The organism is Streptomyces sp. NBC_01016 (genome assembly GCF_026341035.1).
Taxonomy (GTDB): Bacteria; Actinomycetota; Actinomycetes; order Streptomycetales; family Streptomycetaceae; genus Streptomyces.
The window spans coordinates 2080924-2094920 of record NZ_JAPEOQ010000002.1 but is presented as its reverse complement, the minus strand read 5'-3'; the positions used below and the strand labels follow the sequence as shown (position 1 = coordinate 2094920).

Annotated in this window: 14 protein-coding genes and 1 pseudogene; 5 read left to right on the top strand and 10 right to left on the bottom strand. The window is 67.6% G+C overall.

Annotated elements, in window-relative coordinates; genetic code table 11:
* Positions 1-147: 147 nt before the first annotated feature.
* A complete protein-coding gene (locus OG746_RS36285) occupies positions 148-711 on the top strand; it encodes a hypothetical protein (protein WP_266722513.1) in 564 nt (187 codons plus the stop codon).
* Between the two features lie 97 nt (positions 712-808).
* On the opposite strand, the gene OG746_RS36280 is transcribed toward OG746_RS36285, so the two are convergent.
* Together OG746_RS36280 and OG746_RS36275 are read right to left on the bottom strand one after the other, a co-directional pair.
* Positions 809-982 carry a thiazolylpeptide-type bacteriocin gene (locus OG746_RS36280; protein WP_266722512.1) on the bottom strand — a complete coding sequence of 58 codons (174 nt, stop codon included), beginning with the start codon at positions 980-982 and terminating at the stop codon, positions 809-811.
* A gap of 238 nt (positions 983-1220) precedes the next feature.
* On the bottom strand, positions 1221-2753 hold the full coding sequence (locus tag OG746_RS36275; RefSeq protein WP_266722510.1) for a SagB/ThcOx family dehydrogenase: 1533 nt from the start codon (positions 2751-2753) through the stop codon (positions 1221-1223).
* 277 nt (positions 2754-3030) lie between these two features.
* Between OG746_RS36275 and OG746_RS36270 the strand changes: the two genes are divergently transcribed.
* The 3 genes from OG746_RS36270 to OG746_RS36260 are packed head-to-tail and all read left to right on the top strand — an operon-like array spanning position 3031 to position 6549.
* Positions 3031-4590, top strand: a complete 1560-nt coding sequence (locus OG746_RS36270; RefSeq protein WP_266722509.1) for a class I adenylate-forming enzyme family protein — start codon at positions 3031-3033, stop codon at positions 4588-4590.
* Complete coding sequence (locus tag OG746_RS36265) at positions 4587-5468, top strand: 2-amino-3,7-dideoxy-D-threo-hept-6-ulosonate synthase (RefSeq protein WP_266722508.1); 882 nt, start codon at positions 4587-4589, stop codon at positions 5466-5468. Before OG746_RS36270 ends, OG746_RS36265 begins: the two co-directional genes overlap by 4 nt.
* The gene (locus tag OG746_RS36260) at positions 5440-6549 is read left to right on the top strand and encodes a 3-dehydroquinate synthase II (protein WP_266722507.1); all 1110 of its coding nucleotides are present in this window, start codon (positions 5440-5442) and stop codon (positions 6547-6549) included. Before OG746_RS36265 ends, OG746_RS36260 begins: the two co-directional genes overlap by 29 nt.
* A 163-nt stretch (positions 6550-6712) precedes the next feature.
* Here the strand turns inward: OG746_RS36260 and OG746_RS36255 are convergent, their stop codons facing one another.
* The 8 genes and pseudogenes from OG746_RS36255 to OG746_RS36220 all read right to left on the bottom strand — a co-directional run.
* Positions 6713-7318: a response regulator transcription factor gene (locus OG746_RS36255; protein ID WP_266722506.1), complete on the bottom strand. Its 606-nt coding sequence runs from the start codon at positions 7316-7318 to the stop codon at positions 6713-6715.
* A 124-nt stretch (positions 7319-7442) separates the two neighbouring features.
* A complete protein-coding gene (locus OG746_RS36250) occupies positions 7443-7616 on the bottom strand; it encodes a TetR family transcriptional regulator (RefSeq protein WP_266722505.1) in 174 nt (57 codons plus the stop codon).
* A gap of 22 nt (positions 7617-7638) precedes the next feature.
* A complete protein-coding gene (locus OG746_RS36245; RefSeq protein WP_266722503.1) occupies positions 7639-7902 on the bottom strand; it encodes a GlsB/YeaQ/YmgE family stress response membrane protein in 264 nt (87 codons plus the stop codon).
* Between the two features lie 46 nt (positions 7903-7948).
* Complete coding sequence (locus OG746_RS36240; RefSeq protein WP_266722502.1) at positions 7949-8872, bottom strand: ion transporter; 924 nt, start codon at positions 8870-8872, stop codon at positions 7949-7951.
* Positions 8873-8967: 95 nt separating this feature from the next.
* The gene (locus tag OG746_RS36235) at positions 8968-9993 is read right to left on the bottom strand and encodes a hemolysin family protein (protein WP_266722501.1); all 1026 of its coding nucleotides are present in this window, start codon (positions 9991-9993) and stop codon (positions 8968-8970) included.
* Positions 9990-11330 (bottom strand): hemolysin family protein, encoded by a 1341-nt coding sequence (locus OG746_RS36230; RefSeq protein ID WP_266725646.1) that lies wholly within the window; start codon positions 11328-11330, stop codon positions 9990-9992. Before OG746_RS36230 ends, OG746_RS36235 begins: the two co-directional genes overlap by 4 nt.
* A gap of 615 nt (positions 11331-11945) precedes the next feature.
* On the bottom strand, positions 11946-13055 hold the full coding sequence (locus OG746_RS36225; protein WP_266722500.1) for an acyltransferase family protein: 1110 nt from the start codon (positions 13053-13055) through the stop codon (positions 11946-11948).
* A gap of 198 nt (positions 13056-13253) precedes the next feature.
* Positions 13254-13451 (bottom strand): annotated as a pseudogene (locus OG746_RS36220) (TerD family protein); the annotation flags it as partial.
* 119 nt (positions 13452-13570) lie between these two features.
* On the opposite strand from OG746_RS36220, the gene OG746_RS36215 reads away from it, so the two are divergent.
* Positions 13571-13837 (top strand): GlsB/YeaQ/YmgE family stress response membrane protein, encoded by a 267-nt coding sequence (locus tag OG746_RS36215; protein ID WP_266725644.1) that lies wholly within the window; start codon positions 13571-13573, stop codon positions 13835-13837.
* The last annotated feature ends 160 nt before the right edge of the window (positions 13838-13997 follow it).

Here is a 13997-nt window from a genome sequence, read left to right as displayed (position 1 = left end):
TCTGTTGGCGCATGGGCTCTCATGGCACTCATCTTTCAAGAATCGAATGCGGCCAGAAAGAGACGGCCACTCAACTACTGACATCCGTCACGCACTTCGTGACACCTGTGCCGCGTTTCGCGAGCGAGCGGTGGATAGAATGCCCAGGTGATCAACGAACCCGACAGGCGAAAATTGAGCGAGAACCGACCTTTGCAGGGCGCGGTTATCATGTCCGTTTTCGCGTCGATATGGGAAATCCTGGGAGTCTCCGGTATCGCACCGCGGGTGCCGGGGTCGGCATTGGTCGGCATAGCAGCCGTGGCCGTAGTTCTGGCTGTCGCAGCGGTGGTGCTCACGATCCGGTTCGGGATGTCGCCAGGACCACGACGCAGCCGCCGGGTGGCCGCCAACAGCTTCCGGGTGTTCGGCAGGGTCAACATCGGGCAGACCGTGGCGATCGTCGCCGCCGTGTTCATCCTGGGCCACTTCGGCCAGTGGGTGTACATTCCCGCGGCCGTGTGCCTCGTCGTCGGGGCACATTTCCTGCCGCTCGCGCGGACCTTCGCCCAGCCGCAGTACTGGTGGACCGGCGGGCTGCTGATGGCACTCGCGCTGGTCGGTGCGGTGGCGCTCGGCGGTGGTGACGCCGAGCGCGGCCGCGTCCTGCTGGGTTTCGGCGCCGCCCTTGTCCTGTGGACGACCGCGTTGCACGTCGCCCGCAAGGGCTGAACCGCGGGCAATCGTTGCCCCGACGACGGCGGTGACCGCCCCCTTCGCGGGAGCGGGCACCGCCGTCCGTCCTACTGGATCAGCCGGCCGACCTTCGTCAGCAGGTCGACGAGGAGCAGGTCGACGAGGAGGACGAGGTGCCGCTGGTGCCGCCGGAGGCGCCCATCTCGGGAAGGGCGACGCCCTGCGACACCTCGAGGACCTCCAGCTCGGTCACGTCGAAGGAGTCGAAGACCTGCTCGATGTCGGCAGAGTTGACGACGGTGTTCATAGAGAACTCCTCAGTATCTTTCGGATGCGGCCGGTTGACCACATAGGGAAACTATTTCGATTTTCCAGCGCCAAGGCCACCCTAAAAGCGCTTCAATTGACACTTGTCACATCCACAATTACCGATATCACGCAACCGAAAGGGAATGACAGATTCCATCGGTGTCAATTTTGCGCACTCGACAGAAAAATGCCTCCACCGATTCGGTGGAGGCATCATTCACGCAAGCGGCAAGCCGTCAGGCACGCCTCAGCTTCGAACCCGCCCAGGCAGCCCACTCCGGGTCGTTGACCCACTCCCAGCCCTGCTCCCGGTCCCAGATCCCGGGGTCGCCCGGCGGCCGGCTACCCAGGATGAAATCGCCCACGGACGATTCCTGGAGATAGTCCAGGCCCAGGACGCGCGCCGACATGTCCGAGTTCCCGATGCCCAGCCCGCAGGGCGCCAGGCCCATGGCAGTCGCCACGAGATACATGGTCTGGTACAGCACGCCGGTGTGCCGCAGGGTCGTCGCGTACGCCATGCCGCTGTACTTCCAGGACAGGCGCTGGAAGCGGGACGTCATCGTGATCAGGAGGTCGGGGTCGGCCTCTCTGGCCGTCGAGACGGACGCCACTTCCAGCATGGCCCGGCGGTCCTGGTGGGCGTCGTTCACCAGCACGAGCCGGTGCGCGACGGGGTCGTAGTAGTAGATGCCCGGGTCGATGCCGTCACAGCGCTGAACGGTCAGGTACAGCTCCAGCTCGAAGGACGACCCTCCGGTGGGGTAGGGCCGCGAGACGATCTCACCACCTGGTTCATCGTCGGGCGCGGGGACGAACCGCGTCCTGACCCTGCCGACCCGGTAGAGGAACTCGCCGATCTGCTCGGCGGTGAGCGGCTGTTCTCCGTAGCTGCGGAACGACCTGCGCCCTTCGAGCGCCGCCGTCAGCCCGGGGTCTCGCCCCGTGATCTCTTCCAGGGCTGGACGGTACAGCTCGATGGAGGGGCCGTCGGGCACGGCTTTGACCGCGGGCCGGGGAGCGATCTCCCCCCGGTGCGGGAACGTGCCGCCCAACGGGGCGTCGTGGCGGCCGCTGCGGATGCGCGAGTGGAAGAGCAGGTCGTGGAAGTCCCACTGCCGCAAGGTCGAGTTCTCCTCGGTCTCAAACTCCTCTCCTGCGGAACGGCATTCGACGAGTCCGGCGCCGACCAGCACGCCCAACAGCGCGCACACTTCTGGCAGTGCGAGATCGCCGCCATCCTGCTCAGCAAGATCACCAACGCGTCGGCCGGCGGCCAGCGAGGAGACAAGGGTCCGGGCCGTCCGGTGGACCAGCAACGCCCGCGCCGACGCCAGCGGCGACTCCAGCACCAACGTTCCGGACCTGCTGCGGCACAGGGCGAACCGGGACAGCCGCACGACGTCGTCCGGCCCCACCACCGTGGTGGCCGGATCAGTGTCCTGCCCGGTCTGCTGGAACCGGATCAGTTCGCGGCCGCCGACGGCCACACCGAACTCGACCAGCCGGCCGAGACGGGCCAACAGGCGCTGGAAGCGCTCGCGTTCGGCGGGCTCGAACCCGTCGAGGGTCTCCCCCAGCGGGACCAGCCCTCCGGCAAGCGCGGCGAGCGCGTCACGCGTGCCCCCCGCGGGGAGACGCACGGCGAAGGTGCTCGCCGGCGTGGCGAGGCTGACCGACGCGGCATCGAATTCAACCCGGACGTCGTCCCGGAAGCCCACGGAGTACTCGACGCACTCGACTTCGGGCCATGGGGTACCAGGCCGCATACCAACCTCCGCATCACAGTGACCGATCCGCCATGGTCCTGCCCTTCCGCGGTCCGCCCGCAAGGAGTTGATGATGCAGATCAGAGACTCGATGACATTGGTCATCAGACTTCCGGGACTTCTCCACGCGCCCCGCGAATTACCTTTGTTTCGGGGGCGATGATGTTTGTCATCCTCGACCGTCCGACGCTTGCGGACCACCCACGAAGCTCCCAGCATTATCTCTGATCACCCCACTGGAGGGAATCCAGGAAGAAACAAGAAGGATGGGGCGGGGATGTCTGTGGGACAGGTGCTGAGCGAAAGCAGCCAACAGACGCCGAACTATGTTCTGCGGATCCTGGGGCACCTCGAAGCCGATCCGGCGAAGACCGCCGTGTACTCCTGGGACGGCGATCTCACCGCCGCGGAATTCCACCGGCTCATCACCGATGCCGCGGTATCCCTCGCCGGTGCCGGGGTCGGCCCCACCGACACGGTGGCCGTTCTCACCGAACCCAACTCCCCCGCCATGCTTGCCGCACGGTACGCCGCCCATCTGCTGGGCGCCGCCGTCATCCACATCCGGTCGATGAATGCGCGCAGCGACGAGGACGAGCTGCCCGCAGCCGAGCAGGCCCGGCTGCTGCAAACGACCGGCGCGCGCGTGGTACTGGCCGACGAGCCCAACTCCCCGCGTGGCCAGGTGTTGTGCAACGGCCGGGCAGGCACCGTCCTGCTCATCCTCGACCACGCGGCCACGACGAGCGGCGGCACGGATCTGCCGACGGCCGCGCCCTTCGTCCCGGAGAACCCGGCCGTCGTCGACCTCACCAGTGGCACCACCGGAAGCCCCAAGCTCGTACGCCGGTCGTTCGGCGTGCGGGGGCGCCTCGTCAACCTGTCGTTCGGATCGCTGCCGCCCGAGCACCGGCCCACGCTGCTGCTGGTGACGCCGATCAGCCACGCCACAGCGACGATGGCCGACGCGGCGCTGGCCGCAGGTGGCTCGATCGTTCTGCACAACGGCTTCGATGTGCACGACGTGCTGCACGCACTCGCCGAGCACCGGGTGACGGACACGTACCTCGCGGTGCCACACCTGTACCAGCTCATCGACAGCCCGGGGATCGACCGGGCTTCCTTCCCGTTCCTTCGCCAGGTCCTCTACAGCGGCACAGCCGCCGCGCCCTCTCGAACGGCCAAGGCCTCACAGGTCTTTGGCGACACACTCGTCCAGCTGTACGGCAGCACCGAGGCCGGCGGGATGTGCACGCTCATCCCGCTCGACCACTATGAGCCTGAGTTGCTGCCGAGTGTCGGCCGTCCGTTCCCCTGGGTGGAGATGGAGATCTGGCGCCCCGACTCCCAGGAGCCGGTCGAACGAGGCGCGACCGGAGAGATCTGCGTCCGCTCGCCCACACTCATGGACGGATATCTCGGCGAAGGAGACCGTGCCGCCCTCACCGCGGCGGGCGACTGGCTGCGTACCGGAGACCTCGGCCACTGGGACAAGTACGGGTATCTGCACCTGGTGGGCCGGATCGGCGACGTCGTCAAGGTCCACGGCATAAAGGTCCATCCGGCGGCGGTTCAGGAGGTTCTGCTGAATCACCCGGACGTGGCGAACGCCGTCGTGTACGGAACGCGCGGCGCGGAGTTCATCGAACGCCTTGAAGCAGCAGTTGAATTGCGCGGGAGCGCCCGATTCTCTGACGACGAACTGCGCTCCCACATTGCCGCCGAACTCACGGCGGCGCACGTCCCGGACGCATTTCACCGGTGGGCGGAAATACCGCTCACCCCCTCCGGGAAACCTGACTACGCACACCTCAGAGGCCAAAAGGAAGCGCAATGATCCCTCAAGGGCACTTCGCGCGGTCGTTGCGCTTGCGACGGCTGCATCACCACACCACGACCGGATTGATGATCACGCCTCTGGACCACTCCATCAGCGACGGCCCGGTGGTGCCGAGGAACAGCTCCCTCGATCTGCTCGCGCAGCAGCTCGCCGCGGGCGGAGTCGACGCGATCGTCCTGCACAAGGGCAGCCTGCGGCACATCCGTCCGGAGCGCTTCGCCGAGATGTCGCTGATCATCCATCTGAACGCGAGCACCGGGCAGGCTCCGGACCCGGACGCCAAGTACCTGGTCACGGAGGTGGAAGAGGCGCTGCGCCTGGGGGCGGACGCGGTGAGCGTGCACGTCAACCTGGGCTCCGACGATGAGCGCCGCCAGATCGCGGATCTCGGCCGGGTCTCCGATGCCTGCGACCGCTGGAATCTGCCACTCATGGCCATGGTGTATCCCCGCGGTCCCCGGATCCCGGATCCGCACGACCCGGAGCTCGTGGCCCACGCGGTCACGATCGCCGCGGACCTGGGCGCCGACCTGATCAAGACGACCTTCCCGGGTTCACTGCCCGACCTGATGGCACTGACTGCCGCCTGCCCCGTCCCGGTCCTCATCGCCGGCGGTCCGCCGCGGGCCACGGAGGAGGGAGTCCTCGACTTCGTCGGGGAGGTCGTCGCGGGCGGTGCACTGGGCGTCGCCATGGGGCGCAGCGTCTTCCAGTCCGCGGACCCGCAGAGGATGGCCGGCCGGGTGGCGCGGCTCGTGCACGGGCGCCCCGTCCTGGCGGGCATGCCGGCCGGCGAACCCGCCGTATCCACCGAACATTTCGACCACATGACGAGGGGGCACCAGCGTGACGGACAGCAAACTGTGCTGGCTTGACGTACGCAAGGCGGGCGATCTCACGCCGGCCGTTCTCGAAGAGGCCGTCCACCAACGCATCGACGCCGTCGTCTCCTCCGACATGACGGCACTGGCGGATCTGCCGCCCACGGTCCGCCGCGTCCTCGTCCACGACGCGGGCGAGCCGACCGACGGCTTCGAGGGCGCCGACCTGGTCCTCGTGGCCGGCGGCACCGACGACCGGGCGAAGCTGGCGCAGGCGTACCCCGCGATCGAGTTCGGCCGGTACGTGGAGATCGTCGACGCGGACAGCCTGGAGCTGGCCTGCCAGTCGGCCAGGACCGAGCAGTGGAGCCTGCTCGACTTCCGCGATCCCACGAAGATTCCGCTGGAGATCGTGATCGCGGCGGCGGCCGGCTGCGACGGCACCATCGTGACCATGGCCGCCGACGTGACGGAGGCCGAGATCATCTACGGCGTACTCGAACTGGGTTCGGACGGCGTGCTGATGCCCGCGCGCGCCGTAGGTGACGCGACCGCTCTGCGGCGGGCCGCCGGTACGACGTCCGGTGAGATCTCGCTCGTCGAACTGGAGGTCACGGCGACCGCCCACATCGGCATGGGTGAGCGAGCCTGCGTCGACACCTGCAGCTACCTCGGGAAGGACGAGGGCATCCTCGTCGGCTCGCACTCGAAGGGCATGGTCCTCTGCGTCAGTGAGACCCACCCGCTCCCGTACATGCCGACACGCCCCTTCCGGGTCAACGCGGGGGCGATCCACTCCTACACGGTGTCGGACCACGGCCGAACGCACTACCTGAGTGAACTCGTCGCGGGCAGCAAGGTGTTGGCGGTGGACACAGAGGGGCGCACCCGCGTGGTGAGCGTGGGCCGCGTAAAGATCGAGACCCGACCCCTGATCTCCGTGGACGCTGTCGCTCCCAACGGGCAGATGGTGAACCTCATCCTCCAGGACGACTGGCATGTCAGAGTCCTCGGCCCCGGTGGCGCGGTACTCAACAGCACTGAACTGCGGCCCGGGGACACGATCCTGGGGCATCTGCCGACGGCCGACCGGCATGTCGGCTATCCGATAGACGAGTTCTGCCGCGAACAGTGAGCTCTTGCAGGGTTGCCGCTCGAGCGTGAGGACGGCCTGCGCCCTCCAGCGCCTCTACCCGATCAGTGGACACGCTGAAAATACTCAGTGAGAAGCCGAGTTTCCGGAGGCGATGTTGTCCGCCCCGGGAACTCGGCGCAAGTCCAGGTGATCTGCCAGGCGGTCAGATCAAGCATCGTTCGTTCGCTATGCGTACGGCGTCGTAGCGATTTCTGGCTTCCAGCTTCTTGATGGCGGCGGAGGCGAGATTACGAATCGTTCCTGCGGAAAGATAGAGCTCACCAGCCATCTCCTTCACGGACGCCCCCGCTGCTGTCATGCGCAGCACATCAGCCTCTCGGTCACTCAACGGGCCGCCCGGCCGGCCCATGGCGAGCAGCAGTTGCGGGTCCATGACGAGCTGCCCCGAGGCGACGCCTCTCACCGACTCGACAAGTCTTCGCAGCCCGGCGCCCTTGGGAACGACGCTCAACGCCCCGGCCCTCAGTGCCTGGTTGACGAATGTCCGCGTCGGAGCGTCCACCACGAGGGCCACTCCGCAGGCGGGACGCGTCTTACGTATTCTCCCCACCGCAGCGACGCAGTCCCCATAGTCCCTGTCCGGGTCGATCAAGACGACGTCAGCGTTCTTACGCTCGACCTCTTGCATCAGCTGTTGGTAGTTACTGGCGACGGTCACTACCTCAAGTCCCTCTTCGCAGCTAAGTGATTCAGCCATCAGCTCCACCGCGAGAAGACACTTTCCGGCAATAGCGATACGACTCGTCATGCTGCTCCCCGTTTATGCCGCGCACCTACCGAACGGTCAATCCCGTACAGGCGCCTCACAGGCCACTCTAAAAACACTTGTGTGATGCACATGGATTTTTGAGGGAGATTTGAGGTCGGAGCCGTCACATTTTGCTTGCCATTTGCTCGGGGCCTCGGTGGCGGTGTTGCTGGGTGCGGACATGCGCTCGCGCGGCGCGGTACGAGGAAGCCCATGCAGGACGGGCTTCCCGCAGCCCCTGCTTGGAGCCGAAGTGTCGGGTCACCAGAGCCGGGGACAGGCCGGCCGCTGCCGCCACGGCACGGGCCCACGCCGCCTGCTCAGCGACGCCCCTTGAGCCGCTCCATGCCCACGACCCCCACAACGGCCAGACCGATCTGGATGACCAGTTCGATCCAGTCGATGCCCTTGGTGTCGGCGACGTCGAAGGCACCGGCGATTGCCGTGCCGACGAGAGCGGCGGCGATACCGACCAGGATCGTCCACAGGACGCCGATCCGCTGGCGGCCGGGGATGGCCAGGCGGCCCAGAATGCCGATGGCGATGCCGATCACGATCGCGGTGAAGATGCCGGAGATCTCCATGTCGTTATGTCTCCCGTTGGATTGGTTCCTCGACGCACATGTCGGATTACGGGTTTCCCGGCGGGGCGGACGCAGTCCTGGTCGTTTCGGTTGAACGAGGCGACGGGAGGCTCGTCAGGCTCGCTTCCAGGTCGTCCAGAGCCCTGCGCGCAGTGGCGATGCGGGTGCGTACGTCTGCCTCGGACGAGGACAGCGGTTCTGTTTCCGGGGCGTTCGACTCCTCGGGCTCCTCCATGGCGCGCGCCTCGTCGAGGGACGTGATGACCACGCCGATGAGGACGTTCACCAGGACGAAGGAGGCGATGAGAACGTAGGAGGCGTAGTAGACGATGCTCCAGCGGGAGATCTCCAGGCCCGCCCGGAGCGCGTCGCCGAGCCCGTCGAGGGTCATCAGCAGGAACAGGGTGAGGACCGCGCGGCCGATGGAGCCGAAGTGCTCGGGGTCGGCCTCGGCGAAGAAGACCCAGCCCACCATCGCGTACACGTACAGCAGCAGTCCGCCCACGAGCAGGAAGCTGACGGTGCCGGGCAGGCTGCGTCCCACGGCGACGAGCACGATGCGCAGTTGGGGCAGGAAGCGGGCCGCGCGCAGGACTCGGGCGAGCCGCAGCAGTCGCAACACCGTGGCGTTCTCGCGTACGACGGGCAGGAAGGCGCAGGCCACGACGGCCAGGTCGAACAGGTTCCACGGGTCGCGCCAGAAGTCGCGTGGGCGGTCCGCGTGCGCGCCCATGCGCAGCAGAATCTCCCCGGTGAAGATCGCCAGGAAGGCGTGCTCGACCAGTTTCAGTTCGTCGTCGAAGCGGTCGAGGACGCCGTTGTACGTCTCGACACCGAGCACGGCGGCGTTGGCGAGGATCAGGGCGAAGACGGTGACGGCGAACCAGCGGGCGTCGGTGACGGCACGACAGCGGGCGGCCAGTGCCTCGCGTCGGGGCGGCCCGGGTAAGTGAATCGTGTTGCTGCTCACGGGAATTGGATCTTACGTGCCCCGACGGGTGGCCGGGGCACGTAGCGAGCGAACGGGCCGGTCAGGAGCCTCGCAGCCGTCCGAGACTCCCCCGCCTACGCTGTCCGCGGGTGGGTCAGTCGGGCCAGCAGGTCGTCCAGGACGACGAGGCCCGTCAGGCGGCCGGTGTCGTCGCAGACGACGGCCAGCGAGGCGCGGCGCCGGCGCAGTTCCTCGATGGTGTGGCCGACCGTGTCTGTTTCGCTCAACTCCGGTACAGGACGGGCGAGTTCCCGGGCGGTTGCCGTTCGGCCTCGGGCCCGGGAGATCAGCGCGTCGCGGGCGTGGACCGAGCCGACGACCAGGGCGTCGTCGCGCACCAGGAGGCGGTTGCGGTCGCGGGCGGCGGCCGCGGCCGCGGCCAGGATCGTGTCCGTGTCCGCGTCGGCCGACACCGAGATGATCCGGTGCACTGGGATCTGTAGCTCGCCGACGGGCATCAATGGCTCCACGAGGGAGCTGGTGATCAGCTCGGAGTCGTCCTTGCTGATCAGGCCGAGGCGCTCGGATTCGGTTACCAGGTGGGTGAGTTGCTCGCGGTTGTGGACCTCGGTGAGTTCGTCGCGCGGGGTGACCTTGCACATGCGCACCAGCGCGTTGCTGACTTTGTTCAGCAGCCAGATCAGCGGGCGCACCGCCTTGACCACCGCGCGGAACGGCGGCGCCAGGAGCATCGCCGAGCGCTCCGGGTGCGCGATCGCCCACGACTTGGGGGCCATCTCGCCGACGACCATGTGCAGGAACACCACCACGATCATCGCGAAGGCGAACGAGATGCCGTAGCTGAGGCCGGAGGGCAGCCCCCAGCCGTGCAGCAGCGGGTCCAGTTCGTGCGAGATGGCGGGCTTGGAGATGGCGCCGAGCCCCAAGGTGCACAGGGTGATGCCGAGTTGGGCGCCGGCGAGCATGAGCGAGAGTTCCCGCATGCCGGCGAGGGCCGCCTTGGCGCCGCGCTGTCCGGCCTCGACGGCCTTTTCCATCCGATGCCGTTTGGCGGCTACGAGGGCGAACTCGGCGGCGACGAAGAAGCCGCTGCCGATGAGGAGCAGGACCGTGATGAACAGGGCCATGGGGAGGCTCATGACTGCGGCTCCCGGTCGGTGGCGGCGGGTCTGCGGGCCAGGTGGATCAGTTCGGGGACGTGGCGGTCGAGGGTGCGCACCTCGATGACGGCGCGGTCGCCGTCGGCCAGGTAGACCGTGAGGTGGTCGCCGATCGCGGGGAAGCGGCCGAGGCGGTCCACGATGAGGCCGGCCGCGGTGTCGTAGTCGGCTTCCCCAGGCAGGTCGATGCCGGTGGCCTCGGCGATCTCGTCCAGGCGGCGACCGGCGTCCACGAGCCAGCCCGCGCCGTCCGCGTCCGGGGCGGCGAGCCGGAGTTCCTGGTCGGTCTCGTCGGCGATGTCGCCGACGAGCTCTTCGGCGATGTCCTCGTACGTGACGATGCCCGCGAGCCCACCGTGCTCGTCGAGGACGACGGCGAACTCGTCGTCGGCCGCGCGCATCCGGTCGACCGCGGCGGGGAGCTGGAGGGTGTCGGGCAGGAGGAGAGGCCGGCGGGCGAGCGTGGCGGCGGTGGTCGTCTCGTACGCGGCCTGCGGCAATCGGGTCAGTTCGCGTACGCCGAGGACGCCGGCGACGTCGTCGGGGTGGTCGCCCATGACCGGGTAGGTGGAGTGACCGTGCTTGGCGATCAGGTCGACGGCCTCGGTGGCGGTCGCGTCCTTGCGGACGAAGACGGCGTCCGCGCGCGGGACCATGACCTCGCCGAGCGTGCGCTCGTTGAAGGCGAGTGCGTGGTCAAGGAGTTCGGCGGCCTCGCGGGGCAGTTCGCCCTGCTCATGGGATTCGCCGATGAGGTGGCTGAGTTCCTCCAGGGTGGCGCCGTGGTGCAGCTCCTCGACCGGCTCGATGCCGACCTTGCGCAGCAGCTTGTTCGCGGCGCTGTCGAAGAGGTGGACGACGGGGCCGACGATCTTCAGATACACGACGGTGGAGCCGGCCAGCGACTTCGCGAGGCGCTCCGGGACGGCGAGCGCGAGGTTCTTCGGTGCCAGCTCGCCCAGGACCATCTGTACGACCGTGGCGACCACGAAGGCCAGGACCACCGAGATGCCGGTGACCGCGGCGTCCGGGATACCGAGGCCGGACAGGGCGGGCTTGAGGAGGGCGGAAACGGAGGGTTCGGCGAGGAAGCCGACGACCAGGCCGGTCACCGTGATGCCGAGCTGGGCACCCGACAGCATGAAGGAGAGTCGCTCCAGGACCGTCAGCGCCTTGGCGGCCTTCTTGTCGCCCGCCTCCGCCTCGCGTGCGAGGGCGAGCCGGTCGGCGGCAACGTAGGCGAACTCCTGGGCGACGAAATATCCGGTGCCGGCGGTCAGCACGAGGACCGCGAGCAAGCCGAGCACGGCACTCAGCACGCCGCACCACCCCGCTCACTCGCTGCCGTGCTCACGCTCACGAAGCGCTGTGCTCGGCGGGATGGCCGGGGCCTGTGCCCCGCAGAGTCCGTCGATCTGGCGGACACCTGGCAGCTCCTTCGCGCTTTACTTTCCCTTTACCTTAACCGGAACAACGGCCACTCTCGCCCCGGTGTTCCTGATCAGTCCGTTGCGGGCATACCACGCGCCACTCGGCTCCGGGAGACACCAGACGCAGCAGGCCCACGCGCGATCGAGTGCGCCCCATGTGCGTACAGCGGCCCGCTCTCGGCAGGAAGGCGACTCCAGTCTCCTCCGCCATGGCCAGGAAGAAGGCGCGTCCCTGGCGTGACTGGCGCGAGGTCGACCAACCGTATTCATATGCATCCGGATACGAGGCAAGCGCCAGGTGCACGACCTCCCGCCCTATCCCCTCGCCCTGCCGCTCGACGGCGATGTTCGTTATGTGCCCGCGGCCGCAGGGACGGCAGACCTGAAAGTCCAGTCGCCCCACACTGTGCCCGTCGGCGTCCAGGGCTTGGATGAGTCGACGGTCCGCGCCGGCGTCGGCGGGAGTGCACTCGAGGACGACAGGACGTCCGGTCCGGGACTTCATCCCGCTCTACGCTGCTTTCCGACGTCGCCCCTCGGAGAGGGCTTGAACGCCCACTCCATTTTCGGTTCCATCACGAACCGGAAGGCGCGCTGCACTGGTGGCGTACAGAGCACGGTGATGACGGACATCGCGATCAGTGTCACCGCGACCTCACCCCACGGTGTGTGCACCCAGTCCACCTCGTACCAGTCCCAGAAGCGGGAACCCTTGGCGAGGAAGCCGTGCAAGAGGTAGCCGTACAGCGTGCCGGCGCCGAGCGCCGTGAACCACAGCTTGCGGCCCGGCACCCACGCGAAGAAGCACGCGACGAGGATCACCGAGCAGCCGAACATGGCGAGCGTCATCACGGCGCCGCTCCAGCCGGGCGCACCCAGCTCCTGGGCGCTGTCGCGCCGGTAGAACCAGGCGGCGTTCATCCGCGGTGCCGCCCAGTACGCGAACAGCAGCGCGCTCGCGAACACCGGCACCGCCAGGATCCGCGCATTCTTACGGCGCACCAGGTGGAAGTGTTCCGGCTTCAGGCACAGGCCCAGCACGAAGAACGGCAGGAACTGCAGAACGCGCTGCAGGTCCAGGTCGTCGCCGATGTCCGGAGAGACCGCGGCCAGTGCCGCGATGGCGAGCGCCAACGGCAGTGGCCAGCGAATCACCTTCCACAGCGGTGTGGTAAGCCGCCAGATGAAGAGGGCGATCAGGAACCAGGTCAGGTACCAGGGATCGAGGAGGCTGAAGTCGTAGCCCGGATCGTCACCGGCGTAACGCTTGAAGAGCGTGTAGACGACCTCGAACACCACATACGGCACCGCCACACCCGTGATCAGCCGCTTCAGTCGGCCGGGGCTCGCGTCGAACGAGCGCGAGAAGTAGCCGGAGATCACGATGAACGCCGGCATGTGGAAGGCGTACACCGTGACGTAGAGGGCGGAGGCCGCTCGACTGTCGCCGCGCAGCGGCTCCCAAGAGTGGCCCATCGCGACCAGGACGATCGCCAGATACTTGGCGTTGTCGAAGAACGCGTCCCGCGCCTTGCCGGGCTTGCCCGAAGGCGCCTGCCGTTCGGCTGCCGCAGGGCGCTGGACGGACGGGGCAGCCGTCTGATGTGCCATCGATGCCGACGATGACTCGCTCACACCCACCCCTCCGTTCGCTTCAACGCGATGGAACCCGCAAGTCGAAATTCTCGTCTCACAGTGTTTACGGGAGTGGAGTAGCTGCCGAACATTCTCCGCACCGTATCCACCTCATGGACAGCCCGTAAACCGAACACGTCCTAGCATGACGCGGGTCACAGGTGTAAGGGCCACTCACAGGTGGCGGCCGCCGTCGGGCACCAGGTCCTGGACCGTGCGCCCGACGGCGGGCTCACCGACCGCCGCCAACTCCCGGCCTTCGTCGGCACGTTGAACCTTCGCCATGAACTGGCCCGTTTGGCTGCCGCCGCCCGTGAGCGTGCAGCGGGCGAGCCCCTGCCCGGTGGTCTCGTCGACAAGTCGGCAGTAGGCACACAGCCTGCGCCGGGCTCTTCATGCAACCGACGCCCGCGCCTCAAAGCCGTCGCCCCTCACAACTATAGAGTTGCGCAACCAAGCAACACATGAGCACGAGCGGAGAGACGTACGACATGGGAATCGTCAGCTGGATCATCCTGGGCCTCATCGCCGGAGTCATCGCCAAGGTCCTGCTGCCCGGCCGTGATCCGGGTGGACTGATCGGCACCACCTTGATAGGCGTCGCGGGCGCGTTCGTGGGCGGCTGGCTGTCGGCCCGCTTTCTCGACCGACCCATCAAGAAGGACTTCTTCGACCTCCCCACGTGGGGCGCGGCGATCGGCGGCTCGCTCGTCCTGCTCATCGGCTACCGACTCCTGTTCGGCAACTCGCGGGACTGACAACCGCGTTCCCACAGACGGGCCCGCAGAAAGGGCAGGACCCCACGGTCCATCAGCGCCGCACGCCACACCTCGCGGGCCCGCGCCACATCGCCTCTCGAACCCCGGGCACCGCCCCGGGCCGGAACATCTGCCGCACCCGGGGCCGCGCGATGCCGGG